The organism is Streptomyces sp. NPDC046821 (assembly GCF_040645335.1).
Classification (GTDB): Bacteria; Actinomycetota; Actinomycetes; order Streptomycetales; family Streptomycetaceae; genus Streptomyces.
Genome location: NZ_JBEYYB010000008.1, coordinates 53,764 through 79,330, shown reverse-complemented (window position 1 = coordinate 79,330; position 25,567 = coordinate 53,764). Strand labels below are relative to the sequence as shown.

18 protein-coding genes and 1 tRNA gene are annotated in these 25,567 nt (G+C 72.8%); 8 read left to right on the top strand and 11 right to left on the bottom strand.

All coding sequences use genetic code 11. From position 1 onward, the window contains the following. Nucleotides 1-114: 114 nt before the first annotated feature. The 4 genes from ABZ893_RS17385 to ABZ893_RS17370 form a co-directional block, all read right to left on the bottom strand. Nucleotides 115-1,236, bottom strand: coding sequence for an epoxide hydrolase family protein (locus tag ABZ893_RS17385; RefSeq protein WP_361403784.1), 1,122 nt, complete (start codon nt 1,234-1,236; stop codon nt 115-117). Nucleotides 1,237-1,400: 164 nt separating this feature from the next. Beyond that, nucleotides 1,401-1,679, bottom strand: coding sequence for an antibiotic biosynthesis monooxygenase family protein (locus tag ABZ893_RS17380; RefSeq protein ID WP_361403781.1), 279 nt, complete (start codon nt 1,677-1,679; stop codon nt 1,401-1,403). Between the two features lie 52 nt (nt 1,680-1,731). Then, nucleotides 1,732-2,712, bottom strand: a complete 981-nt coding sequence (rfbB, locus tag ABZ893_RS17375) for a dTDP-glucose 4,6-dehydratase (protein ID WP_361403778.1) — start codon at nt 2,710-2,712, stop codon at nt 1,732-1,734. Nucleotides 2,713-2,816: 104 nt separating this feature from the next. Next, nucleotides 2,817-2,892, bottom strand: a tRNA-Arg gene (locus ABZ893_RS17370). Nucleotides 2,893-3,209: 317 nt separating this feature from the next. Between ABZ893_RS17370 and ABZ893_RS17365 the strand changes: the two genes are divergently transcribed. The 7 genes from ABZ893_RS17365 (at nt 3,210) to ABZ893_RS17335 (ending at nt 12,193) form a co-directional block, all read left to right on the top strand. Further along, complete coding sequence (locus ABZ893_RS17365; RefSeq protein WP_361403775.1) at nt 3,210-4,859, top strand: GTPase domain-containing protein; 1,650 nt, start codon at nt 3,210-3,212, stop codon at nt 4,857-4,859. Between the two features lie 5 nt (nt 4,860-4,864). After that, complete coding sequence (locus ABZ893_RS17360) at nt 4,865-6,682, top strand: GTPase (RefSeq protein ID WP_361403772.1); 1,818 nt, start codon at nt 4,865-4,867, stop codon at nt 6,680-6,682. Between the two features lie 207 nt (nt 6,683-6,889). Next, nucleotides 6,890-7,405: a single-stranded DNA-binding protein gene (locus ABZ893_RS17355; RefSeq protein WP_361403769.1), complete on the top strand. Its 516-nt coding sequence runs from the start codon at nt 6,890-6,892 to the stop codon at nt 7,403-7,405. A gap of 391 nt (nt 7,406-7,796) precedes the next feature. Further along, complete coding sequence (locus ABZ893_RS17350; RefSeq protein WP_361403766.1) at nt 7,797-9,221, top strand: Cys-Gln thioester bond-forming surface protein; 1,425 nt, start codon at nt 7,797-7,799, stop codon at nt 9,219-9,221. A gap of 187 nt (nt 9,222-9,408) precedes the next feature. Then, nucleotides 9,409-11,073: an energy-dependent translational throttle protein EttA gene (ettA, locus tag ABZ893_RS17345; protein WP_361403763.1), complete on the top strand. Its 1,665-nt coding sequence runs from the start codon at nt 9,409-9,411 to the stop codon at nt 11,071-11,073. Further along, entirely contained in the window at nt 11,073-11,522 is a 450-nt protein-coding gene (locus tag ABZ893_RS17340; protein ID WP_361404565.1) for a thioesterase family protein, read from the top strand. The genes ettA and ABZ893_RS17340 overlap by 1 nt, the downstream gene beginning before the upstream one ends. Continuing rightward, the gene (locus tag ABZ893_RS17335; protein WP_361403760.1) at nt 11,519-12,193 is read left to right on the top strand and encodes a hypothetical protein; all 675 of its coding nucleotides are present in this window, start codon (nt 11,519-11,521) and stop codon (nt 12,191-12,193) included. Before ABZ893_RS17340 ends, ABZ893_RS17335 begins: the two co-directional genes overlap by 4 nt. 55 nt (nt 12,194-12,248) lie before the next feature. Here ABZ893_RS17335 and ABZ893_RS17330 read toward each other — a convergent pair whose 3' ends face one another. From ABZ893_RS17330 to ABZ893_RS17315, 4 genes are all read right to left on the bottom strand, one after another. Further along, entirely contained in the window at nt 12,249-13,217 is a 969-nt protein-coding gene (locus ABZ893_RS17330) for an ABC transporter ATP-binding protein (protein WP_361403757.1), read from the bottom strand. Between the two features lie 64 nt (nt 13,218-13,281). Continuing rightward, on the bottom strand, nt 13,282-16,074 hold the full coding sequence (locus ABZ893_RS17325) for an FtsX-like permease family protein (RefSeq protein ID WP_361403754.1): 2,793 nt from the start codon (nt 16,072-16,074) through the stop codon (nt 13,282-13,284). 288 nt (nt 16,075-16,362) lie between these two features. Continuing rightward, the gene (locus ABZ893_RS17320) at nt 16,363-19,674 is read right to left on the bottom strand and encodes an FtsX-like permease family protein (protein ID WP_361403751.1); all 3,312 of its coding nucleotides are present in this window, start codon (nt 19,672-19,674) and stop codon (nt 16,363-16,365) included. Nucleotides 19,675-19,818: 144 nt separating this feature from the next. Next, nucleotides 19,819-20,223: a globin gene (locus ABZ893_RS17315; protein ID WP_361403748.1), complete on the bottom strand. Its 405-nt coding sequence runs from the start codon at nt 20,221-20,223 to the stop codon at nt 19,819-19,821. Between the two features lie 125 nt (nt 20,224-20,348). On the opposite strand from ABZ893_RS17315, the gene ABZ893_RS17310 reads away from it, so the two are divergent. Then, nucleotides 20,349-21,341 (top strand): methyltransferase domain-containing protein, encoded by a 993-nt coding sequence (locus tag ABZ893_RS17310; protein ID WP_361403746.1) that lies wholly within the window; start codon nt 20,349-20,351, stop codon nt 21,339-21,341. Here the strand turns inward: ABZ893_RS17310 and ABZ893_RS17305 are convergent. The 3 genes from ABZ893_RS17305 to ABZ893_RS17295 all read right to left on the bottom strand — a co-directional run bounded on the left by ABZ893_RS17305 (nt 21,338) and on the right by ABZ893_RS17295 (nt 25,564). Continuing rightward, nucleotides 21,338-22,654 (bottom strand): FHA domain-containing protein, encoded by a 1,317-nt coding sequence (locus tag ABZ893_RS17305; RefSeq protein WP_361403743.1) that lies wholly within the window; start codon nt 22,652-22,654, stop codon nt 21,338-21,340. The genes ABZ893_RS17310 and ABZ893_RS17305 overlap by 4 nt on opposite strands. Before the next feature lie 32 nt (nt 22,655-22,686). Then, a complete protein-coding gene (locus ABZ893_RS17300; RefSeq protein ID WP_361403740.1) occupies nt 22,687-24,033 on the bottom strand; it encodes a VWA domain-containing protein in 1,347 nt (448 codons plus the stop codon). Nucleotides 24,034-24,229: 196 nt separating this feature from the next. After that, on the bottom strand, nt 24,230-25,564 hold the full coding sequence (locus ABZ893_RS17295; RefSeq protein WP_361403737.1) for a protein phosphatase 2C domain-containing protein: 1,335 nt from the start codon (nt 25,562-25,564) through the stop codon (nt 24,230-24,232). Nucleotides 25,565-25,567: the final 3 nt, after the last annotated feature.

Below are 25,567 nucleotides of genomic sequence, written 5' to 3'. Positions count from 1 at the left end.
AGCACCTGGGAGTGGCTTGGCGGCACACACTGAAGGCCCGGTACGGGAGGAATCCCGTACCGGGCCTTCGATGTGCGCCAGGCGCCAGGCGCCAGGCGCCCGACGCGCGACGCGTCAGCGCAACGTGCGGAAGAACGTGCGTAGTTCGTCGACCAGAACCCCGGGCTGTTCGAGCGCAGGGAAGTGGCCGCCGGCGTCATGGTCGCGCCAGCGCCGGATGTCCGTGAAGCGCCCCTCGATCCACGGCCTCGGCATCCGGCCGTCCTTGGGGAAGTTGGAGATCGCGGCCGGGACGGGCACGGGGCCGAGCTTCAGCCGGTTCTGGCTCTCCCAGTAGATCCGGGCCGAGGAGGCGGCGGTCCCCGCGAACCAGCCCACGCTGACGGAGTCCAGGAGCCGGTCCCGAGAGATGGCCTTCTCCAGGTCGCCGTCGTGATCGGACCAGGCCCAGTACTTCTCCGCCATCCAGGCGAGCTGACCGGCCGGCGAGTCGGTCAGCCCGTAGCCGAGGGTCTGCGGGCGGGTCGTCTGGATCACGGAGTAGCCGTTCTCCTGCTCGCGGAACTCCTTGAGCCGGGCGAGGCCCGCGTAGTCGCGCTCGTCGAGCTGCACCTGCTCCTCGGGCGCCTGGGCGAAGGGCATCGTCACATGGACACCGGCGAGCCGGCCGTCGTCGCTCTCACCCATGATCGCGGTGATGAACGAGCCCCAGTCCACGCCGTGCGCCGCGTACCGCTCGTAACCGAGGCGCCGCATCAGCTCAGCCCAGGCGGCGGCGGTCCGCTCGGCGGTCCAGCCGGACTCGGCGGGCCGGTCGCTGAAGCCGTGGCCCGGCAGGGAGGGGCAGACGAGGTGGAAGGCGTCGGCGGGGTCCGGCGGATCGGTCAACTGGCCGATGACGTCCAGGAATTCGACCACCGAGCCCGGCCAGCCGTGACTCATCAGCAGCGGCATGGCACCCGGGTGCGGCGACCTGACGTGCAGGAAGTGAATGCCGAGGCCGTCGATCTCGGTACGGAACTGGGGCACGGCATTGAGCCGCGCCTCGGTCGCGCGCCACTCGTAGCCGTCGGCCCAGTAGGCACACAGCTCCTGTACGTAGGCCAGGGGCGCGCCCTGCGACCAGTCGGCCACGGTCTCCGGCTCCGGCCAGCGTGTCCGCTTCAGCCGCCGGCGGAGGTCTTCGAGGTCCGCATCCGGTACCTCGATCTGGAACGGGGTGAGTGCTGGGCCCATCTGACGTGTCCCTCCGTGTGGCGCCTCGTGTCGTCACTCGAAGCTAGGAGGGACCGCCGCACTCGGGCTCGAGCGTGGGTCGACGGGGGCGTGGGCCGACGGGCTGTGGGCCGACGCGGCCGTGGGCCGACGGAGCCGTGGCTCCCGTGACCACCGCCGCCGGTCTACCCGACCGTCTCGTACATGCCGGGGTCGGCGGAGGCGAGCGGGCGGAGGCCCTGGATCAGGGACTGGAACTCCTCGCTGCGCACGGCGTCCAGGTGCGAGGCGGCGTCCTCCCACACGGCGATCTCCACGAAGACCTTGCCGTCGTCGACGTGGCGCAGGGTCTGCTCGCTCACGTATCCCGGCCGGCTGCTCATATAGGCGGTGAGGCGCGCCTTCACGGCCTCGAACTCGCCGATGTCGCCGTGCACGGTCAGCTTGTTCACGAAGGTCACCATGGCTTGTTTCTCCTCGCTCGGGGTGGTCTGAAATGTTTGCGGCGCCGGGCTGTCACCCTCGCCTGAGCAGCGGCTCCCACCACGCGCGGTGGTCCCGGTACCAGGCCACGGTCTCGGCCAGACCGGTGCCGAACTCGTGGCGGGGCCGGTAGCCGAGGTTCCGGGCGATCTTTCCGCAGTCGACCGAGTAGCGCCGGTCGTGGCCCTTGCGGTCCTCGACGAGGTCGACGCGCGACCAGTCGGCACCGCAGGCGTCCAGCAGGAGCCCGGTGAGTTCCTTGTTGGTCAGCTCGGTGCCGCCGCCGATGTTGTAGACCTCGCCGGCGCCGCCCCGGGTGCGGACCAGTTCGATGCCCTGGACGTGATCGTCGACGTGCAGCCAGTCCCGTACGTTCCCGCCGTCCCCGTACAGCGTCACCCGGCCGCCGTCGAGCAGACGCGTGACGAACAGCGGGATCACCTTCTCCGGGAACTGGTAGGGCCCGTAGTTGTTGGAACAGCGGGTCACCCGGACGTCCAGGCCGTGGGTGCGGTGGTAGGCGAGGGCGACCAGGTCGCTCCCCGCCTTGGCCGCGGAATAGGGCGAGTTGGGGCTCAGCGGATCGGTCTCGGGCCAGGAACCGACGTCGATCGAGCCGTACACCTCGTCCGTGGAGACGTGGACGAAGACCGGCGGGCGGCGCGCGTGCAGGGCCGCGTCGAGCAGGGTCTGCGTCCCGCCGACATTGGTGCTGATGAACGCGGCGGCGCCGTCGATCGAGCGGTCGACGTGCGACTCCGCGGCGAAGTGGACGATCTGGTCGTGCCGGTCCGCCAGCTCCGCCGCGAGACGGCTGTCACATATGTCGCCGTGGACGAAGGAGAACCGGGGATCGGCGCGCACCGGTTCGAGGTTGGCGGGATTTCCCGCGTACGTCAGCTTGTCGAGCACCGTGACCGACACATCGGGGTCACCACGCGGGCCGAGCAGCGTACGTACGTAGTGCGAGCCGATGAAGCCCGCACCGCCGGTCACCAGTATTCGGCTCTTCATGCCCGGAAAACTAGGCGAGCCGCCTCGAGCCCCGCTCGTACTGGATTCCGTCCCTCGCCGCCTATGACGGCCGTCCCCGACGATCGTCCGCGACGGAGGAAGGGTGGCGCCCCCGGCAGGACTCGAACCTGCGGCCAAGCGCTTAGAAGGCGCCTGCTCTATCCACTGAGCTACGGGGGCCGGTGTACGGCCGGTGGCTCGGGACGGATGTGGGGGAGATCCGTGACCTTTGCCGGGGACAAGGATAAGACTCCTGGATCCCTGCCCCTGCTGCTTCCCCTCCGTGGCATGGTGTGGAGGTTCGGTGAAGCGGTCCCGATAATCGCAGGCAGGTACGAATCCTGCACCGCTTTTGACGTCTCACGCCCCGGGTGTTGTGTACTCGTTATGCCTGCGCCCCAGTCGTCCCTTCCGTCCCATGGCCCGGATGGGCCGCATCGGCGCGCAGAGACGTCCATATGCTTCAGAAAGACGCCAAAATTGGGCATTCTTCGCATGTGGTGACCTTGGACGTACGGCCTCAGCTGCTCGACGCACTCTCCGCGCTGCGCGACCGTGTCGCCGCCGCGCGCTTCCCCCTCCCTCTCCCGGGCGCACCCCGTGCGCGTGCCAACCGGTCGGAGCTCCTCGCGCAGCTCGACGACTACCTCGTGCCCCGCCTCCGTGATCCCGAAGCCCCCCTCCTCGCCGTCGTCGGCGGGTCGACCGGCGCCGGGAAGTCGACCCTCGTGAACTCCCTCGTCGGCCGCAAGGTCAGCGAGGCCGGCGTCCTGCGGCCCACGACCCGCACCCCCGTACTCGTCTGCCACCCCGAGGACCACACCTGGTTCTCCCGGGCCCGGATCCTCCCCGACCTCACCCGCGTCTGGCTGCCCCCCAAGCCCGGCGGAGAGCCCGGCGGCAAGGGCAGCGGCAAGTCCGGCGGCAAGGACAGCGGCGCCCCCGCCCCCGCCGACGACGGCGGACACGTCCTCCGCGTCGAGACCTCCAACAGCCTGCCCCGCGGCCTCGCCCTCCTCGACGCCCCCGACATCGACTCCCTCGTCGCCCGCAACCGCGTACTCGCCGCCCAGCTCATCAGCGCCGCCGACGTCTGGATCATGGTCACCACAGCCTCCCGCTACGCCGACGCCGTGCCCTGGCACCTGCTCCGCAGCGCCAAGGAGAACAACGCCACCCTCGTCACCGTCCTCGACCGCGTCCCCCACCAGATGGTCGCCGAGGTCTCCCGCCAGTACGGGGCCCTGCTCGCCAAGGCCGGGCTCGGCGACGTACCCCGCTTCACCGTCCCCGAGCTGCCCGAGTCCACCGGCGGCGGAGGACTCCTCCCCGCGACCGCCGTGGCCCCCCTGCGCGCCTGGCTCACCCACCGCGTGCAGGAACCCACCGCCCGCACCATGGCGATCGGCCGCACCGTCGGCGGCGTCATCGACTCGCTCAAGGTCCGCACCCCCGAACTCGCCGGCGCCGTCGCCTCCCAGTACGCCGCCGCCCTCCGCCTCACCGCCATCGTCGACGAGACGTACCAGCGCGAGCACGCGCGCGTACGGACCCGGCTCCAGAGCGGCGGCGTCCTCGCCGGCGACGCGCTCAAGCGGTGGCGCAGCTACCCCCTCGACTGCACCCCCGCCGAACTGCTCGACGCCCTCACCGAGAGCCTCGGCGCGCTCCTGCTCTGCTCCGTCACCGCCGCCGACGAGCACATCGACGAGGCCTGGCGCCGCGACCCCGCAGGCGCCGCGGACGGCCTCGCCGACCGCGACCCCGACCTGGAGACCGCCGAACACCGCATCGGCATGGCGGTACGCCGCTGGCGCCGGATGCTCGAGGAGTACGCGGAGGAGGAGGCGCGCGCCCTCATGGTCACGCCCCCGCCCGACACGGAACTCGTCGCCGCGCTGCTCGCGACCGCCCTCCTCGGCGGCAACCGCGCCCGCAGCGCCGGCGAGACCCTCGCGGAGCGCATCGGGGCCCAGGCCGCCCTGCGCCTGCGCGACCGGGGCGGGCGGCTGCTCACCGCCACCCTGGACAAGGTGCTCGCGGCCGAACGCGAACGCCGGCTCGCGCCCCTCGACGCACTCGACGTCCACCCCGAGTCCCAGGCCGAACTGATCGCCGCGCTGTCCGTACTGCAGAAGGAGAGGTGACCGCGGTGACCGCCGTCACGGACCAGGACACCAGCACCAGCCGTAACCCGGGCCAGGACATGGACCTCGGGGATCGCGCCGATCATGCTGAGCGCACAGGCCGAGTGGAATGTGCCGAGTCTCCCAAGGCGGGCGGAGGCGAATCCGGCTCCGCTGTCTGGGACGACGGGCTCATCGCCCGGCGCGTCGCCGACAGCGGCGTGTTCGATCTCGAGGCCGAGTCCGACGCGTACGCCGACGACGGCGCCGACGCGGCGCTCCTGGAGCGCCTCGACGCGCTGCGCGAGCTCGTCGGCCTCTCCCGCGCCCGCGTCGACGCCGCCGACCTCGCCGAGGCCGGCAACGTACTCGACGAGGCGGCCGCCCGGCGCAGGCTCTCCGACCGGCACACCGTCGTCGCCGTCGCGGGCGCCACCGGCAGCGGCAAGTCGACCCTCTTCAACGCGCTCGCGGGCGTACCCCTGTCCGAGACAGGGCTGCGCCGGCCCACCACGTCCGCGCCCATCGCGTGCAGCTGGACGGACGGCGCGGCGGGGCTCCTCGACCGGCTCGGGATCCCCGGCCGGCTGCGCCGCCGCCCGCTCCAGGGGCAGAGCGGGCAGGACGCGAACGCGCCGCTCAAGGGGCTCGTCCTCGTCGACCTGCCGGACCACGACTCGGCCGCCGTCGAGCACCGCGCGCAGGTCGACCGGATTCTCGCGCTCGTCGACGCCGTCATCTGGGTGGTCGACCCCGAGAAGTACGCCGACGCGATGCTCCACGAGCGCTATCTGCGCCCCCTGGCCGGGCACGCCGAGGTCACCTTCGTCGTGCTCAACCAGGTGGACCGGCTGCCCGGCGACGCCGCCGACCTCGTCCTCGACGATCTACGCCGCCTGCTCGACGAGGACGGGATCGCCCTCGGCGAGCACGGCGAACCCGGCGCCACCGTGCTCGCCCTGTCGGCCCTCACCGGCGAGGGCGTCGGCGAACTGCGTGAGTCGCTCGACCAGTTCACGCGCGAACAGGGCGCCGCCGCGCGCCGGATCGCCGCCGACATCGACGCGGCGGCGCTGCGGCTTCGGCCCGTGTACGCGACGGGGCGCCGGACCGGGCTGAGCGAGGACGCCCGCGAGGAGTTCACCGACCAGCTCGCCGACGCGGTGGGCGCTGAGGCCGCGGGGCAGGCGGCCGAGCGGGCCTGGCGCCGCAACGCCAACAAGGCGTGCGGCACCCCCTGGCTCAGGCTCTGGCGCTGGTTCGACGCCCGTCGCACCCCGAGTACCACCCTGTCGATGAGGTCCGTGCCCGCCGACGAGGAGGCGACGGCACGCCAGCGGGTCGAGCACGCGGTACGTGTCGTGGGCGAGCGGGCGTCGGCGGGTCTTCCGGGGCCGTGGGGGCAGGCCGTGCGGGAGGCGGCGACGCGGGGAGCGGAGGGGCTGCCGGAGGCGCTCGACGAGCTGGCGGTCTCGGCGGGGGCGCCGGCCGGGCGGCTGCGCAGGCCCGGGTGGTGGCCGGTGGCCGTCCTCGCCCAGATGTCCATGACGCTGATTCAGATCGTGGGTGGACTGTGGCTGGTGGGGCAGATCGTCGGGGTCTTCGCGCCGAATCTCGGGGTGCCGGCGGTGCTGATGCTGGCGGGGATCGTGGGCGGGCCCTGCGTGGAGTGGGCGTGCCGGATGGCGGTGAGGGGGCCGGCCCGGCGGTACGGGCTCGAGGCGGAACGCCGTCTTCGGGAGGCGGCGGCGGGGTGCGGCCGGGCGCGAGTTCTCGATCCGGTGGCGGCGGAGCTGCTGCGGTACCGGGAGGTTCGGGAGCAGTACGTGAAGGTGACGGGGTGAGTCGTACTCCGTGTAGTTGAGAGGGCCCGGTCCCCCTTTCGGGGGGCCGGGTTTTCCACAACCGGGCGGTAGAACACAGGCTTCAGCGGGCTCGTCCCGGCGCGTGCACTCTGAGAACGCGGCCCGAGAAACACGGGGACCGCGGTACGGACGAGGCCGTGCGGGACGGGCCCGCACGCGTCCGTGCGCAGGGGAGGGCGGACCGACATGAGCGAGACGACGGTGACGGTGGTGGGGAACGTCGCGACGACGCCGGTGTACCGGGAGCTGCCGAAGGGGCCGGTGGCGCGGTTCCGGCTCGCGGCGACGGCGCGCCACTTCGACCGGGTGCGCAACGAGTGGGTGGACGGGCACACGAACTTCTTCACGGTGTGGGCGTGGGGCGCGCTCGGCACGAATGTGCAGGGCTCGCTGTCCATCGGTGAACCCGTGCTCGTGCAGGGGAGGTTGCGGGTGCGGGACGAGGAGCGGGGCGGGCAGCACTGGACGTCCGCGGACATCCAGGCGTCGGCCGTCGGGCACGACCTCTCGCGCGGGACCACGGCGTTCCGGCGTGCCGTGCGGCAGGAGAGGGCGGGCGCCGGGGCCGGCCGGCAACAGGCGGACGACGGGCCGTCGTTCGAGATCGAGCCGCAGGCCGTGCCCCAAGGGGAGAACGGTGCCGGCGGAGAGAGCGAGCCCCGCGATCAGAGCGAACAGCGAGAACCGGCCGCTGTCGGCTGAAACAGTTCTCCGTCCGGCCGGAACACTTCTCTGACCGAAGTGCGGCTTATCGACGAGTGAACGCTGGTTCCATGCCGTTGATTTGTCGATAAGCCAGCGCCGTAATCCATATGGGCGATAACGATTCCGAGTCGGATCGTCTCGGCACCCCTCTGACCTGCGATGGGTGCTGCGCGACTTACCTAGGATGCCGGGCATAGCTCACGGGGCAATTGATTCACGCGTCTGATCCAAGGTCCGCGACCCACGGTCCGATCAGGGCCCGATGAGGTCCCGGCCAGAGCCCGACCAGGGCCTGGCCGAGGTCCGGTCCAACGTCTGATTCACACGTCGTTCTGTCGGCGGGATGTCACCCCCCACGTGTCATGTGTCCCGCCTGAAGGGGAATTCTGTGTTCTCTGCGGTATCTGTGTTGTCGGCGGTCACCCCACGCGGCAGGAGCGCCACGCGCCTCGCCGCGGCGGCCCTGGTGTCCGGAACGGTCGTCACCGCCGTGATGTCCGGGGCCGGTGCGGCCGCGGCCGACGAGATGCCTCAGCAGCAGGCCGGCGCGCAGGCCACGATCGGCGGCCTCAAGACCTACGGCCAGGCCGTCATCCACGACCACGGCCAGGACCAGCCCGTCTCCGCCGGACTCTTCGAGATGTCCGTCGACAACGGCGGCACGCTGCAGACGTACTGCATCGACGTCCACAACCCGACGCAGCCGGGCGCCAGGTACGAGGAGACCCCCTGGAGCGGTACGTCGCTGAACGGGAACGCGAACGCGGGCAAGATCCGCTGGATCCTGCAGAACTCCTACCCCCAGGTCAACAATCTCGCCGAGCTGGCCCGCGACGCCGGTGTCCGCGGCCTCACCGAGAGCGACGCGGCGGCCGGCACCCAGGTCGCCATCTGGCGTTACTCGGACGGCGCCGACGTGGACGCGGTCAGCCCGGCCGCCGAGAAGCTCGCCGACCACCTGGAGAAGAGCGCCCGCTCCCTCCCCGAGCCCAGGGCCTCGCTGAACCTGGAGCCGGCCGCCGTCGCCGGACGTGCCGGTGACCGGGTCGGCCCGGTCACGGTCCGTACCAACGCCGACGGGGTCAGCGTGACGCCGCCCGCCGACGCGGCCCTCAGCGGGGTCAAGATCGTCGACAAGACCGGCAAGCCCGTGACGTCCACGACGGACGGCGGGCAGCTGTACTTCGACATACCGCGGGACGCCTCCGACGGCACGGCCGCGCTCACGGTGCAGGCGTCGACCACGGTGCCGGTCGGCCGGGCCTTCGCCTCCGAGACCCGCAGCCAGACGCAGATCCTCGCCGGCTCCAGCGAGTCCACGGTCTCCGCGACCGCGACGGTCAGCTGGGCGAAGCACGGCGCGGCCCCCGCCCTGTCGGCGCGCAAGAACTGCGCCAAGAGCGGCGTGGACATCACGGCCACCAACAAGGGCGACGAGCCGTTCACGTTCAAGCTGATGGGCCGGGAGCACACCATCGCGGCCGGGACGTCGCAGACGGTGACGATCCCGTTGCAGGAGGACCAGGCGTACGACTTCACGATCAGGACGCCGGACGGGTTCGCGCAGCGGTTCAAGGGCGTGCTCGACTGCCGGACCGAGAGTGAGACGGTGACCATGGGCGGCACCGGCAAGCCACTGCCCGAGCCGAGCCCCGCCTCGGTCGGCGGCACCGGCACCTCCGGCACCGACCTCGCCGAAACCGGCAGCTCGGACGCCACCCCGGTGATCGCCGGCATCGCCATCGCCCTCGTGGTCATAGGAGGCGGAGCGATCTTCCTGACCCGCAAGAAGAAGACCCCGACGGACGACTGACCACACACGACCCCCCGGGCCGTGCCCCGCCACACCCGCCCCACCCGCATCACGCCCCGCCCTGCCTGACGCACGCCCCCCCGGCACGCCGCCGAGAGTGACGGACACCACGCGGTTTCCATCCAGGGATGGACGTCAGGCAAGATGGGGTGTATCTGCCCACACATCGATTGCCGGACGGTTTCTCTTGGCTGAGTTCATCTACACCATGCGCAAGACGCGCAAGGCGCACGGCGACAAGGTGATTCTCGATGACGTCACCCTGAACTTCCTGCCCGGCGCGAAGATCGGTGTCGTGGGTCCGAACGGTGCCGGTAAGTCCACCGTTCTGAAGATCATGGCCGGTCTCGAGCAGCCGTCCAACGGCGATGCCTTCCTGTCGCCCGGCTTCAGCGTCGGCATCCTCATGCAGGAGCCGAAGCTCGACGAGTCGAAGACGGTCCTGCAGAACGTGCAGGACGGCGCCGCCGAGATCATGGGCAAGCTCAACCGCTTCAACGAGGTCGCCGAGCTCATGGCGACCGACTACAGCGACGAGCTCATGGAAGAGATGGGCAAGCTCCAGGAGGACCTGGACCACGCGAACGCGTGGGACCTGGACGCCCAGCTGGAGCAGGCCATGGACGCCCTGGGCTGCCCGCCCGGCGACTGGCCCGTCACCAACCTCTCCGGCGGCGAGAAGCGCCGCGTCGCGCTCTGCAAGCTCCTCATCGAGGCGCCCGACCTGCTGCTCCTCGACGAGCCCACCAACCACCTCGACGCCGAGTCGGTGAACTGGCTGGAGCAGCACCTCTCGCAGTACGCCGGTGCTGTCGTCGCGGTCACCCACGACCGCTACTTCCTGAACAACGTCGCCGAGTGGATCCTCGAGCTGGACCGCGGCCGCGCGCTCCCCTACGAGGGCAACTACTCGACGTACCTCGACAAGAAGGCCACGCGCCTCAAGGTCGAGGGCCGCAAGGACGAGAAGCGCGCCAAGCGGCTCAAGGAAGAGCTCGAGTGGGTGCGGTCGAACGCCAAGGGGCGCCAGACCAAGTCCAAGGCCCGTCTCGCCCGCTACGAGGAGATGGCCGCCGAGGCGGAGAAGATGCGGAAGCTGGACTTCGAGGAGATCCAGATCCCGCCGGGCCCGCGCCTGGGCTCCATCGTCGTCGAGGTCAACAACCTCTCCAAGGCCTTCGGTGACAAGGTCCTCATCGACGACCTGTCGTTCACGCTGCCGCGCAACGGCATCGTCGGCATCATCGGTCCGAACGGCGCGGGCAAGACGACGCTGTTCAAGATGATCCAGGGCCTCGAGACCCCGGACAACGGCTCGATCAAGATCGGCGACACGGTCAAGGTCAGCTACGTCGACCAGGGCCGCGCCAACATCGACCCGAAGAAGACCCTCTGGGCCGTCGTCTCGGACGAGCTCGACTACATCAACGTCGGCCAGGTCGAGATGCCGTCGCGCGCGTACGTCAGCGCCTTCGGCTTCAAGGGCCCGGACCAGCAGAAGCCGGCCGGCGTCCTGTCCGGCGGTGAGCGCAACCGCCTCAACCTGGCGCTGACGCTCAAGGAGGGCGGCAACCTGCTGCTCCTCGACGAGCCGACGAACGACCTGGACGTCGAGACCCTGTCCTCGCTGGAGAACGCGCTGCTCGAGTTCCCGGGTGCGGCCGTGGTCATCTCCCACGACCGCTGGTTCCTGGACCGGGTCGCGACGCACATCCTCGCGTACGAGGGTGACTCCAAGTGGTACTGGTTCGAGGGCAACTTCGAGTCGTACGAGAAGAACAAGATCGAGCGCCTCGGCGCGGACGCCGCGCGTCCGCACCGGGCCACGTACAAGAAGCTGACGCGAGGCTGATCGTGCGTCACATCTACGACTGCCCCCTGCGCTGGTCGGACATGGATGCCTTCGGGCACGTCAACAACGTCGTCTTCCTGCGGTATCTGGAAGAGGCGCGGATCGACTTCATGTTCCGGCTCGCGCCCGGGGACGGTTCGCCGTCGTTCTCCGGCGGGTCCGTCGTGGCCCGCCACGAGATCGACTACGTACGCCCGCTGGTGCACCGGCACGAGCCGGTCACCATCGAGTCCTGGGTCACGAAGATCGGCGCCGCGTCGCTGACGATCGCGTACGAGGTCAAGGACGAGGACCAGGTCTACGTGCGGGCCTCGACGGTGGTCGTGCCCTTCGACCTGGACGCGCAGCGGCCGCGGCGGATCACCGCCGAGGAGAAGCACTTCCTCCAGGACTACATGGACGACAGCGCGACCGTAGTCAACAGCCGCTCGGGGGCGCTGGCCGCATGACGGCACCCGTGCTGCACTTCGCCGACGCCGGGGAAGGGGCGGATCTCGCCGCCTTCCTCGGCCGGCTCGTCCACTACGACCGTGCGGCAGCCGTACGGCTCCAGGCGGGCGGGCAGGCGCTGGCGGTCTTCGGCCGCCCGCCGTCGTTCGAGGTGCTCGCGATCCGCACGGTACGGCTCCTGAAGCCGTACGAGAACGGGCTCGACGTCACGCTCGACGTGACCGTCTCGGCGGGCGAACTGCTTGAGGCGATCGACGAGACGGCCGGGACGGTGCGTGTGCCGGCCGCGGTGACCGGTCCTCCGTGGGCCGGTGTCCTGCCGCCCCGCGGCGGCTGGGAACGGGTTTCCGGTTTCCCGGAGGCGGAGGTCGTGCGCGGGCTCGTACGGGCGGCTGTCGCCGAATTCAAGGCGCGGGTCGAGGAGTTGGCTCCTGACGCGCGCACGCGTGCCGCGCTCGACGGGCTCGGGCGGGAGATCTGGTCCCGCACGATCGCCGACACCGGGCTGCCGGTGCGGGCCGCCCACGCGGCCCAGTCCCTCGGCTTCCTGCGCGGGGACACGCTCGACCTGCTGAGAAGCGGCCCGTGGCTGCGGCTGCGCACGGCGTACGGTTCCGTGGCGCTGCGGAGGACGAACGGGTTCTCCGGCCTTTCGGTGACGCCTGCTTGATCGGTGCCGGCCGACGCTTGTCCTCCCGGCGACGGCCGTCTTCGGCGCCTCCTGATCAGTTCGAGGCCGGATCTGTGTCGTCCGGCCAGATTCCGATGTGGTCCTCCTCCAGTTCCAGAAGGACTCTGTCGCGCATCCCCAGAGAGCGCGTGTAGTCGTCCGGGAGCTGGAGGCGGCCCGCGCGGTCGAGCATCGCGTACTCCCTGGAGATCACGGACTCCTGGCCCGTCGCCGCGTCGACCTCTGTGCGGCGGAGGACCTCCGTCGAGGTGCGGCCGTCCCGGATGGCCACCGTGCGGCGGACCTCGGAGGCGACCGCCTGGTCGTGCGTGACGATCACGATGGTGGTGCCCAGCTCCTCGTTCGCCGTGCGGAACGCGGCGAAGATCTGCTCGGCCGTGTGGGAGTCCAGCTCGCCCGTCGGCTCGTCGGCGAGCAGGACGGACGGCTCGTTGGCGAGCGCGACGGCGATGGCTACGCGCTGCTGCTGGCCGCCGGAGAGTTGTTGCGGGCGCCGGTCGCGGCAGTCGCCGACGCCGAGCAGTTCGAGGAGTTCGCGGGACCGGCGCGACTTGTGGGAGCGCTTCGTTCCGCCTCGTAGCTGCATGGGGAGCGCCACGTTCTGCGCCGCCGTCAGGTAGGGCAGGAGGTTGCGGGCCGTCTGCTGCCAGACGAAGCCGACGATGTCGCGGCGGTAGCGGAGGCGTTCCTTCGAGCCCATCGTGAGCAGATCGCAGCCGGCGACCTTCGCCGCGCCCGCCGTCGGTTCGTCGAGGCCGGCGAGGATGTTCATCAGCGTCGACTTGCCGCTGCCCGACGCGCCGACCAGCGCCATCAACTCGCCCTCGCGGACGAGGAGATCGAGCCCCTGCAACGCCTGCACCTCGACGCCGTCCGTCGAGAAGATCCGCACGAGCCGGTCGCAGGTGATCAGGGCGTCGTGCCCGTACGCGGGCCGGTCGCGGCGGTCGGCGGCGCGCTGTTCGAGATCGGCGAGGGTGGGCCCGGAGCCGGTAGTGGTCATGGTGTCTCTCCGCTCATCCCGCTCATCCCGCTCATCCCGCTCATCCCGTTCGTCGTCCCGTCGTTCATGTGCCTTCCCCCGCCCTCAACTCCCTTACGGAGTCCCGCCGTCCGGCCCAGAACGCCTGGCCCGTCGCCACCGCCACCGCGAGCAGGACGACGCAGGCGGCGGGCAGGAGGAGGGAGAGGGCGTCGGTGCGGAGTTGCCCGGCGGGGCCCTGGCTGGAGGTTGCCGCGAGGGCGATGCCGGTCAGGTCGAGGCCGGGCGCGAGGAGCCGGATGGTGGCCCAGCCGGTGAGGGCGCCGCCCGCCGCGGCCAGTACCGCCTGAGGGAGCGCCTCCAGGACCAGGAGGCGGCGCCCCTGGCGGCGGGTGAGGCCCATCGTGCGCAGGCGGGCGAGCAGCGCGGCGCGTTCGGGGGCGGCGCGGGCCAGCGCGAGGAGCAGCGCCAGGGCCGCGTAGCCCGCACCGATGGCGACGGCTGCCGAGTAGACGCGGGCGGCGCCCTGCTGGAGGGGCGAATCGGCGTACCGGGCGCGCTCGGTGGCGCGCAGCCGTACGGACGTTTTGGGGCCGACGGCTTTACGCAGAGCGGGTCCGTCGATGTGGTCGCCGGTGAGGAGAAGGGCGGTGGGGAGATAGCGGGACGCGATGTCGGCGTTGGCCTTGTCACCGACGCCGACCCGTCGGGCCAGGGCCTCCCGGTCGACCACGAGGAAGTCGTCGGACAGAGCGGGGGTCGTGGAACGGACGGCGACGATCCGCAGCACGATGCTCTCACCGTCCATCCAGAGGGAGAACGGCCGAGTGCCGAAGACGTCTCTGAGGGAGGGGGAGGCCAGGGCGGGGAGGGGGGAGGTAGGGGTGCCGGGGGTTGGGTGGTCTGCCTGAGGTGTTGCGTCGGGCGCCCCCAACACCCCCGCCGGAAACGCCCCCAACCCCGTCCTCCCCGCCAGCCGTGCGTACGACTTCACGTCCACCGCTGCCAGCGGTACCCGGCGTTGGCCGGACAGGAGCTGGGCGTCGTAGCGGATTGTGGCGGGGGAGATTTCCCGTACTCCGGGTACCTCGCGGCGGATCTGGGCCGCTAGGTGGGTCGGGAGGGCTGAGGCCGATTGGACTCGGGCGTCCGCGCCCGTCACCGCGAGCGCGGCCCGGTCGCGTTCGTGGGCTATGCCTGCCAGGACCGAGCCGCCGAACGCCGCCGTCGTCAGGGCCGTGAGCAGGGCCAGTACCGGAAGGACCGCCGTGCCCGCGCTCGCGCGGGCCGCCCTCGCGAGGGAGAGCGGGCCGACGACCCCGCGAAGCCGGCGTGCGGGGCGGGTCAGCCCGCGCAGCGGGAGCGGGTAGAGGCGGACCAGGACGAAAGCGGCGACGACGCCGACCAGGACCGGCGCGAGTGCGATCAGGCTGTCGCCGCCGTCCCCCGTGCCGCGCCGGCGCAGCGCCACGACCGACGCCACGGCCAGGACGAGCACGGTGAGTTCGGCGACGGTGCGGCGGCGCGAGGGGCGGGCCAGCGCGAGGTCGTCTCGGGCGCCGTTCACCTCGACGCGGCGGTGCGCGGCAGCGGCCCGTACCGGCAGTGAAAGGCAGGAAACGGCCACCACCGTGGCCGCCGCGACGGCCGAAAACTGCCAACGACCGTGCGGTACGGCGATCAGGGCCAGCGCCAGGCCGGCCGCGCCTGCTGGGATTGCCACCACCGCGGTTTCGGCGAACAGGCGTCCGGTGATGCCTTGTACCGAACCGCCGCGTGAGCGCAGGACCGTGAGTTCGGCGCGGCGGCGCTCCGCGGCCAGGCCGCCCGCCATCAGGAGTACGACGCCGGCGACCGTGCCGGTGCCGTACGCGGCTACGGAGACGACCGGGCCGATACGGGAACGCAGGTGCTGGTAGCCAGAGATGAACTCGTCGAGGCCCGTGGACACTTCGGTCTCCGCCCGCGTCGCCGCCCGGAGCTTCAGGAGGCCCGGCCCGGTCGTCGTATAGGCGAGGGCGGACCTGAGCGCGGGCATGGCGCGCGCGTCGAGCGAGGCCAGGTCCGGGGCGAGCTGCCAGAAGCGTTCGGGTTCGCCGAGGGTGCCGAGCAGGGCGGGCGCCGCGTCGGGCGCGAGGAAGAGGCCGCCGACCCAGTAGTCCGAGGGAGGGCTCTCCGGCGTCTGGCGGAGCGCGGGCGCCGCGAGCGTCGGCTGGACCGTCCAGTACGCCCCGCGCGGGTCACGGGGTTTCACGACGCCGGTGACGCGGACGGCGAACGAGCCGCCCATCAGGGTCGGCACGTGCACGACCGAACCGGGCCTGATCCGCATCACCTTGGCCGTCGCGGCCGTCACCGCGGCCTCCGCGTGGGTCGTGTCCTCGGACTCCGTGCCGGTCGCGCGCGGCAGCCGCCCCGCCACGACCGTGCTGTGCCGGGCGAGCCCGCTCTGCGCGGAGAGCGCGAACTGCGGAGGCAGTCCGTCAGGCCGCGGCAGCCACGCGTCGGACGCCTCCTGGTACTTCGTGGTGCGCAGCCCGTACGCGGACTGCGTGCCGTCGACGGCGAGCGGGGCGGGCAGGGCTCGGACGACGCGCTCGTACGCGGCCCGGGTCCTGGCGGCGCGCAGCACCGCGGCACGCTGGTCAGGCTTCAGTACGGGACCCGGCGGCGCGGTGGTGAGCTGGAGCGAGGTGAGCGCGGGCAGCGCCTCGGAGACGGCGTGACGCAGGCCGGCGTCCTCGTAGTCGTCGACGGCACGGGGGAACACGGCGGCCAGGCATGAGGTGAGGAGGACGAGGAGGACGAGCGCGCAGGCGGGCCCGGGTGCGGTGCGCAGACGGGTACGGATCCAGGGGGCGACGATGGGCGGCGTCATGTCAGTCGCTCCCTGGGCGGGGTGGTGCGGGGGGCATGTGCGTGAGGTGAGCTGTGCACGGGCGGGGTCACGTCCGTGAGGTGGGGTGCGCACAGGCAGAGTCGTGTGCGGGTCCGGGGGGCGGTAGGTAGTGGCATTACGTCACTCGCTCCCTCGCGGCGCCGCGCGGCGGCCGCGTCCGTGAGGTGAGCCGCGCACAAGCAGCGCCGCGTGCCGGCCCGCACCCGGTGAGATGAGCAGCGCCCAGCCAGCGTCACGTACACGTCCAAGTCGCAGCCGCCAGTCACGTCACTCGCCCCCCTGCCGCCGCAGCGTGATCGTCACGTCCGGTGGGCGGCGTAGGGACAGGCCCAGGGTGATCAGGGCGGGCGCCGCCGCCACTCCGGCCAGGAGCAACAGGACCTGTTGCCAAGGGAGTTGGACCAGTACCGCCGGGACCGGTCGGCCCGCGTCGCCCGTCAGGACCACGAGTGGGACCACCGCCCGCGTCAGGAATGCGCCCAGCGCCGTACCCACCAGCAGCGCGAGCGCGACCAGGACGCCCTGTTCGGCGGCGACGAGGCGGGCCAGTTGGCGGCGCGGAGCGCCCAGCGCGCGCAGGATCGCGAACTCGGTGCCCCGTTCCCGCATCGACCCCGCCGTGTTCACCGCGAACCCGACCGCCGCCAGGAGCGCCGCCGCGACGGCCGCCGCCGCGAGCACGGACTGCGGGCCCGCCCCGAGCGGGTCGTCGCGCAGCGACGCGGCGGTCTCCGAGCGCACGACGACCTGCGAGGGGTCGGCGTCAGGCCGGGCCCGCAGCGCCGCCGCCGCCTCGGCCGTGCGGCCGGGCTCGGTGCTCAGCCACCACTCGCCCGGCTGGACGGCATCCCTGTGCCGGTCCGTGAGCGCCTGGTTCAGGGTGCGCAGATCGAGCAGCAGGCCCCCGCCGTCGTCGGCCCCGCCAGACTGCGCCGGACCCGTCGTCGGCAACTCCCGCACGCTCCCCGCGATCGTCACGTCGACCGACGAACCGCCCAGCGGCACCGAGATCGTCGAGCCGACTTTCGCCCCGGACGAGCGCAGGAAGCGGTCCGAGGCGACGGCGGCGATCTCGCGGACCGGGGGCCGCTTCGCGGTGAGCCGGACGTTGAGGGTGAGCTGCCCCGAGTACGCGTCGAGGACGGAACCGGTGTCGAACGCGACCGCGACGAGGCGCCCCGACGCGGCGGCGAGCACCGGCTCGTGGGGTGGTTCGTACGAGTAGTCCGTCTCGGCGATCGACGTCCGCCAGGCCGTGCCCAGGTTCAGCCCCCGCTCCTCGCCCGCGCGGTCCACGGCCCGTACGCCTTCGAGGGCGAACCGGTGTTCCACGCGGGTGCCGACGGGCTGGTCCACGGCGAGGGCCAGGCCCGTCAGGGTCAGCGGCGCCGCGGGCCGGTCGAGTGGGGAGCCGCCGCCCGGGGCGAGGGCCAGGGTGCGCCGGTGCGGGCGGCCGTCGGCGGGCAGGTCGTCCAGGGGCAGCTCGTAGGGGATCCCGTAGCGGTCCTCGACGGTGGCCGTGATGACGCCCAGCACCCCGCGCGGCGAGGCGCCGTGCGGCAGGGCGGGAGTGCTCAGGCGGAGCGTGAGGGACGCGCCCGTCGCGTCGGACGGCAGGCGTACGCCGGGGATGCGGTCGCCGCCCGTACGCCGTGAAGTCAGCATCTGCGTAGGGGACTTGGCGGCAAGGTCGGCGCGCAGCATCATGCCGTCCCGCACGTGGGCGGTGTCGAGGGCGAGTACGGTCGCCGCCCGGCCCCCGTTCAGCGTCATCGTCGAACGCGCCGCGGGCGCCGCGTCCCGTACCCCCGGCACCGCCGCGTACAGCCCCGCCTGCCCGAGTCCGCTCTGCGCCCCGAGCACCCGGATCGGAGCGCCGGACCGGAAGTCGGCCTGGTCCTCCTGCGAACGGTTCCACGACGCGCTCTGCCCGAGCGCGAGCATCCCCATCGCGACGGCGAGTACGAGGAGCAGGACCGGGCCGGTGTTGCGCAGCGGGCGGCGGCTGAACTGCCAGCCCGCGAGCGCCGACGGCAGCCCGCGCCCGCCCGCCGCGCGCCGCTCCGCGAGCTTCGCGACCGGCGGCAGGAGCCGCAGCGTCAGGACCGTCCCCGCGAGGAGCGCGAGCGCGGGAGCGGTCACGAGCAGCGGGTCGACGCCGAGCGTGCCGGAGGTGTCGCTGCCGAGCGTGCCCGAACCCGTGTCGCCGAGCGCCCCCGCCCCGGACGTCTGCCGGTCGAGCTGCCAGTACGCCACCGCCGCGATGACCAGAAGACCTACGTCGGCGCCCGCCCGCAACGGCGCGGGCAGCGACCTGGCCCGGCCGCGCGCGGGGGCCGTGGCGCTCAGCGCGGGCGCCGTCACCGCGAGCGCGCAGCCCACCGCGACCACGCCCGCGATCAGCCACACCCCCGGGTCCGCCCCCACGTCGAGCCCCAGCCCGATCCGCGACAGCGGCCCCGAGGACGACAGCAGCCGGATCAACGGGCCCGCAAGCAGCGGCGCGCACACGGCGGCCGGCAGGGCGAGCAGCAGCGCCTCGACCGCGGCGAGCGACGTCACCCGGGCCCGCGAACCGCCGCGCGCCCGCAGCATCCACGTCTCGCCCGCCCGGTCCGCACTCAGCAGCCGCGCCACGAGGAACAGCGTGTACGTGGCCAGCAGGACGAGCTGGAGCGCGACGACGAGGAGCGTGGAACGGGACACGAGGAGCGCGCGCTCGGCCCGGTCCAGGGTCTCCGGCAGCGAGGTGCCGACCGCGGTCGCGCCGGAGAGCGCCTTCTCCTTGAGGAGGGCCCGGGTGCCGGCGCGGGCGCCGGAGCGCAGCGCGTCGATGTCCGACGTCGTCACGGACGAGAAGTCGGCGGACGCCAGCCAGGCGGACTGCCCGGCGCTGACCCGGCCGCCGGTCAGGTCGGAACGGGCGGCGAGCAGTGGCCCGTACGTCGTGAACGACAGGGTCTGGACGCCGCGGCCGCCCAGTTCGTCGAGTTTCCAGTAGGGGGAGGCCGGGCGGGCGGGCCGGTACACGCCGGTGAGGACGACGGTCACCGTGGGGCCGCCGATGCGGTCCTTGAGGGTGAGCCGGTTGCCGGGGCGCAGCTTGAGGCGGGTGGCGGCGGCCTCGGGCAGGGCCGCCTCGACGGTGCTCCCGCTCGAAGCCTTGGGGCCGCGGCCCGCGGTGATCCTGACCTCGTCCGGGTCGAGCGCCGCGAACTGGGTCAGGTCCGGGTTCTCGGCGCGGTCCGCCGCCGGTTGCAGCGAAGGCGGCAGCGCGTACGGGCCCGATCGCGTCAAGGTCCGTACGGTCACCGGGAGGCCGTCGAAGACGCGCCGCGCGCCGGAGCGGACCGCGGTGTCCGCCGCCGCCCGGTCATCGGCGGGCACGTCCGCCTTGACGGTCAGGGCCGTGGCCGCCGCGTCGCGGGTCCGCAGCGTGTTGCGCAGCGCCGCGTCACCGATCGCCCCCGAGAACGCGCCGAGCAGCGCGAGCACCGATGTCGTCAGCAGGACCGCGAGCAGCGCGGCCGTCAGCAACAGCCCGTGCCCACGCACCCTGAGCAGAACAAATCCCGGCACCCCTGCCCCCGTACACGCTCTACGCCGTACGTCCCCCGTAAGCCTGACCGGATCCTGTCAGAGGGGGCGGGGGTGGGGAAGAGGTCTGTACCGGTTAGCGGAAAACCCTTGCCGGACAACGGCGTTCGGCGCCCGGGAAGGGGCTCAGCCCGCCGTGTTCACCATCGACGCGGCCGCGTACGTCAGGTAGTTCCAGAGCGTCGTCTCGTGCTCCTCGGAAAGGCCGAGCTCGTCGACGGCGGTCCGCATGTGCCGCAGCCACGCGTCGTGCGCGGCCCGGTCCACGGTGAACGGCGCGTGCCGCATCCGCAGCCGCGGGTGACCCCGGTGGTCGCTGTAGGTGCGGGGGCCGCCCCAGTACTGCATCAGGAACAGCGCGAGGCGCTCCTCGGCGGGGCCCAGGTCCTCCTCCGGGTACATCGGGCGCAGCAGCGGATCCTCCGCGACCCCCTCGTAGAAGCGGTGGACCAGGCGCCGGAAGGTCTCCTCGCCGCCGACCTGCTCGTAGAAGGTCTGCTCCTGAAGCGTGCCGCGCGGAATCTCATTCACGTGTACATCGTCTCAGACGACCGGGAGGAGGACCGGGGGCTTAGGACCACTCCCGGCCGTCCCCGGATGCGCGCCCACCCGGACAGGGGCTCGCCCTTCCGTCCGGCGGGCAGCACAGTGGACCCATGGGCGCTCAGGACACCGATCCTCAGGCGCGCGCCGACGCGGCGCGGGCCGGCCTCGTGCGCGCGATCGCGGAGACCGGGGTCTGGGACGACGACCCGGACTGGCGCGACGTGTTCGAGCAGGTCCCGCGCCATGTGTTCGTGCCCTACTACTACGTGCCGATGACGAACGGCTACCAGCGGCTGTGGTGCGAGGACCCCGACGCCCGGCGGCGGACCCGCTGGCTGAAGGGCGCCTACGCGGACGAACCCCTCGCCACCCGGGTGCGCGACGGGGAACTGGTCTCGTCCAGCAGCCAGCCGTCCCTGATGGCGCAGATGCTCGTCGCGCTCGACGTACGCGACGGGGACCGGGTCCTGGAGATCGGCGCGGGCACCGGCTACAACGCGGCGCTGCTCGCGGAGCGCGCCGGCGACGGGAACGTCACCACGATCGACCTCGACCCGGAGATCACCGAGTCCGCGCGCCGCCACCTCGACACGGCCGGCTACCGGCCCGCCGTCGTCACGGGCGACGGAGCGTCCGGCTGCGCCGAGCACGCGCCGTACGACCGGATCATCGCGACCTGCGCGCTGCGGTCCGTCCCCACGGCCTGGCCCGCGCAGTGCAGGCCGGACGCCCGCATCCTGGCGCCCCTCGCGACCGGCCTGATCCTGCTCACGGTGCGCGGCCCGGGGCACGCGGAGGGGCGGTTCCTGCGGACGCCCGCGTACTTCGTGCCGCTGCGCGGGACGGTGCCGGAGGAGGAGCCGGTGCAGCACATCGGCGGGCTGCCCCGCAGGGCGCTGGCCGACGACTACTTCCGGTTCCTGCTCGCGCTGACCGCGGGCCGGCTCGACCCGCACGAGGCCCTCGCCCTGTGGGAGCGGGAGGGCCGGCCCGAGCGGGAACGCTTCGGCGTCACGGTCAGCGGCGAACACGAATGGGCCTGGCTGGACGACCCCGAAGGGCCGTACGCCTGGCCCATTCTCAGCCCGGGCGGCGGCTGCTAGCCCCGGCGGATCGTGATCGTCGTCCAGGCGCCCACGTGCACCCGGTCGCCGTCCTGGAGCGGTACGGGCACGAACGGCTGGATCGGCTCGTCGCCGCCGTTGACCGTGGTGCCGTTCGTCGAGTTCTGGTCGACGACCGCCCACGAACCGTCCGGCTGCTGCACCAGCACGGCGTGCTGGTGCGAGACGCCCGGGTCCTCCGGCGGCACCGACAGATCGATGTCGGGGGTGTCGCCCGTGGAGTGCCGGCGACGGCCGATCGTGATCTGGTTCCCGGTGAGCCGGCGCTGCTGCTCGGGCGAGTACGCGGGCAGGTTCAGGCCCGAGGCCTCGGGCCCGCTGCGGTGCATCATCGCCATGAAGTAGTCGCGGTCGGGACCGATGGTCGCGCTCCAGGACATCGGCTGCTGCTGGAACCCCTGGGGCGGCTGAGGTGCCTGCGGTGCGGGTGCCTGCGGAGCGTGTGCCTGCGGAGCGTGCGGTGCCTGGGTCTGCTGCGGCGGCGGGAAGCCCTGCGGACCGCCCGGCGCCTCGGTCGGCGCGGGACCCTGCGGGCTCGGCGCCGGAGCGACCGGGCTCGGCGTCGACGGCGGGGACAGCACCCAGTCGTCGTCGGGACGGCCGCCGAACGACGGTCCCGGCGGCGGGGGCGGAGGCGTCGGCGGACCCTGCGGGTGGCCGGTCTCCTGCGGGAACGCGGGCGCGGGCGGGGCCGGCGGGCCCGGCTGCTGGAACGCCTGCGGGGCGCCACCCGTGCGGGGGCCCGGCGGGGGCGGGGGCATCGCACCGTCGCCGCCGAACGGCGGGATCGGCTCGGCGGGCCGGTTCATCTGCGAGGGCCGCGAGCCGTGGTACTCGAACGAGTCACCGGGGCCCTGCGGCGGCTGCTGGAAACGCAGCGCCGGGTTCGGGCCACCGGGTGCGCCAGGACCGCCGGGACCCGGGCCGGGACCACCGGGGCCGGGCGCGGGCGGGTTCGGGGCCGCCGGGGTGTACGACGTCGCCGTGTTCGTCAGGAAGTTCCAGCGGCACTCCTCGCAGAACGGCGCGCCGCCCTCACGGGGCGTGCGGCACTGCGGGCACAGCTCGGGCTCGGCGCCGGCCGGGCGCGGGGCGCCCTGTCCCGTACCGCCGGGCGGCGGGTAGCCGTAACCGGCGGGAGGGGGCGTCTGGCCGGGCGGCGGGTAGCCGTAACCGGCGCCGCCCGGGGGCGGCGGGGGAGGGGGCGGGGGTACGGCACCGGCCATGCGGTGACCGCAGACCTCGCACCAGTCGTCGGATCCCGACTGGTGTCCGTTCGGGCAGGTCGGCATGTCGGTGCTTCCCCTCCGTTTACTTCGCTACGTCACTTCTTGACACGGACAGTCTTGGTGGACCGGGTCTCGAGGGTCATTTCGTCAGCCTCGGCGACCTTGGCCTTCAATCGAACAGTACCTTCCACGGCGTCCACCACGTCCACCACCTTCGACAGGAGTTTGGCCGTATCCGCGTTCCCGGAGGCGGCGGCGAGCTGCACCGCGCGTCCCAGCTTGGCCGTCGCGCCGTCCAGGTCGCCCGCTTTGCGTGCGTCGAGCCCCTGTTGGATGACTTGCGCCAGTTCGGCCTGTCCCGTGTAGTGCGCGACCTGCGGGTTGATCGACGTGGAGGCCGCCATGTCGTCCGTCCACACGGCCCGTACGAGGCCCTGCGCGAGGTTCTGCACGGTGCCGTCGGCGCCCGGGATGACCAGCGAGACGCGGGCGGCCAGCATCTCCTGGCCCAGTTCGGCCTCCGGGACCCTGACGCACACGTGGTAGTCGCGGGACTCGTCGCCCCATGAACCCGTCGGGTAGTCGCCCGCGCGCGGCCCCGCCTCCGTGCGACGGTCCGTCAACTCCTCGACGGTGGGCGCGACCTGCTTGACGAACTTGATCTCGGAGCCGAGCGGGGTCCACAGCCGCAGCGCGACGTCCGCGACCTCCTTGCCCATCGCCGTCTCCATCATGTGCGTGAAGTCGGCGGCGAGGCCTGCCGGGTCGGCGACGATGTCGGCGGTGCCGAGGAGGGCCGAGGCGATGCCCGTGACCTCCTTCACCTCCCAGTCCGTGCCCACGCCGCGCGCGTCGCACGTGAAGCGGCCCGCGCACGCGTCGAGGGAGGCCTTCAGGTCCTCGGGCGCCTCGTGCTCGTTGCGGCCGTCGGTGAGCAGGATGCCGTGCCGCACCGCGGACGCGGGGAGGTCGGCGCTGCCGAGGAGCCGGTCGGCGAGGCCCAGCCACGTGCCGATCGCCGTGCCGCCGCCCGCGGACAGCTTGCGCAGCGCCTGCCTGGCCTCGTCACGGGTACGGGTGTCCGCGACCGCGAGACCGCCGTCGCCCGGGTAGACCTCCTTGGCCACGTGCGTCCCGCCGATCACGGCGAAGTGCACTCCGTCGCGCAGGGCGTCGATCGCGGCGGCCGTGGCGTCCCGGGCATTGCGCATCTTCGTCGGCGGATAGTCCATCGAGCCCGAGCAGTCCACCATCAGCGCGACCGCCGCGTCGGGCCCCCGCCCGGCCGCGTAGAACTGCGGTGCCGCACCGCCGACCGTGCCCCCGCCCGTCGACGTCACGGTCACGATCGCGTTGACCTCGCGGCCGCCCTCCGGCAGGAACTCGTTCTGATAGACATCGGCCGAGAACTGCGGAACGCGCGACTTCGCGAAATTGGCCATGATTTCGTGCTCCCCCCACACCTTCGCGGAACTTCCCGACGGCTCCACCCCGAAACCGACGGTCTACCCCGACGACTCCACCCCGAAGCCGCCGGTTCCCATCCGACCGCTCCCGCCCGAAGCCGCCGGTTCCATCCGACCACTCACGCCGAAGCCGCCGGTCCCATCCGGCAGCCCCCGCTCGAAGCCGCCAGAGCTAGGCCGATCCTGCCCCTCGCGCCGGTACGGGGAACGGCAGCACCGCCACCGTCACGTTGTCGTGGCCCCCGCCGTCGAGCGCGTGGCCGACCAGGACCTGGGCGCTGTGCAGCGGCCGGTGCGCGGCGTCCGCCGGGACGACCACGGCCATCTCCTCCGCGGCCTCCGCGTAGTTCCACAGCCCGTCCGTGCACACGACGACCACGCCCGGCCGGTCCGGCTTGAACGACGCGGTGTGCGGCTCCAGTTCGTACGCGTCCGCGCCGAGCCAGCCCGTGATGGCGTGCGCGCGCTCGTCGGCGTACGCCTCCGCCTCGCTCATCAGGCCCGCGGCGACCATCTGCGCCGCCCACGAGTCGTCCTCGGTGAGCCTGGCGGCGGGCGCCGTACGGTCGTCGGGCACCCAGTACGCGCGTGAGTCGCCGACCCAGCCGACGATCAGCAGGTCCTTCGCGACGATCGCGCCGACCAGCGTGCACGCCGGGGCGTTCTGGTGGGGGGCGTGCTCGCGGTCCGAACCGGGCTCCTGCGCAAGGGCGTTGACCGCGTCGGCCGCGACCACGATCGCGTCGTGCATGGCCTGCTGCGGGTGCGTACCGCGCGGCAGGGCCTCCAGGAGCGACTCGCTCGCCGCGTGCGACGCGGCCATGGACGCCTCGTCGGGGCGGGTCGCGGAGGAGACGCCGTCGCACACGATCGAGACGACGGACGCCGTCCCGTCGGGCAGCGCGGCCGACGCGATCGCGAACGCGTCCTCGTTGCGGTGGTGGCGAAGCCCCCGGTCGCTGACCGCGGCGACCGCGCCCAGCTCCTGCTCCATGTGGTCCCGCTCGCGCGGCTGGGCGTGCCCGCAGTTCTCGCAGTAGCCGTCCCGGTCGACCTGCCCGGCCCGGCACGCCACGCACAGCTTGGTGCCGGCGGGCGGCGTCGCCAGCGCCTCGGCCGGCACGGTACGCGGATCGGGGGCGGGCAGCGTGTAGTCGCCGGACTGGGCGGCGGTCTCGCCGGCCGGCGCGGGAGCCTTGTCGAAGCGCACGGCGGAAGGGAGTTCGTAGCCGTGCGAGTCGGTGCCCTGGAGGTCGGTGGGGACGTGGGTGGGGGCCGGGGTGTCGGAGCTGTCGAGCTCCTGCGCCTCCGGCCAGTCCACCGACGGAGTATCGGGCTCCGCCGGCAGGGCGTCCGTGGACAGCATGACCGTCGGCTGGTCGGCCGGCCGGTCCGGGACCGCCGACAGGTCGTACCCGCACGCGCCGCAGAAGCGGTCACCCGACTCCACGGGTTCCTCGCAGCTGGGGCACGTCGACATGGCCGTCGGCCGAGGCATCTGCGACATCAA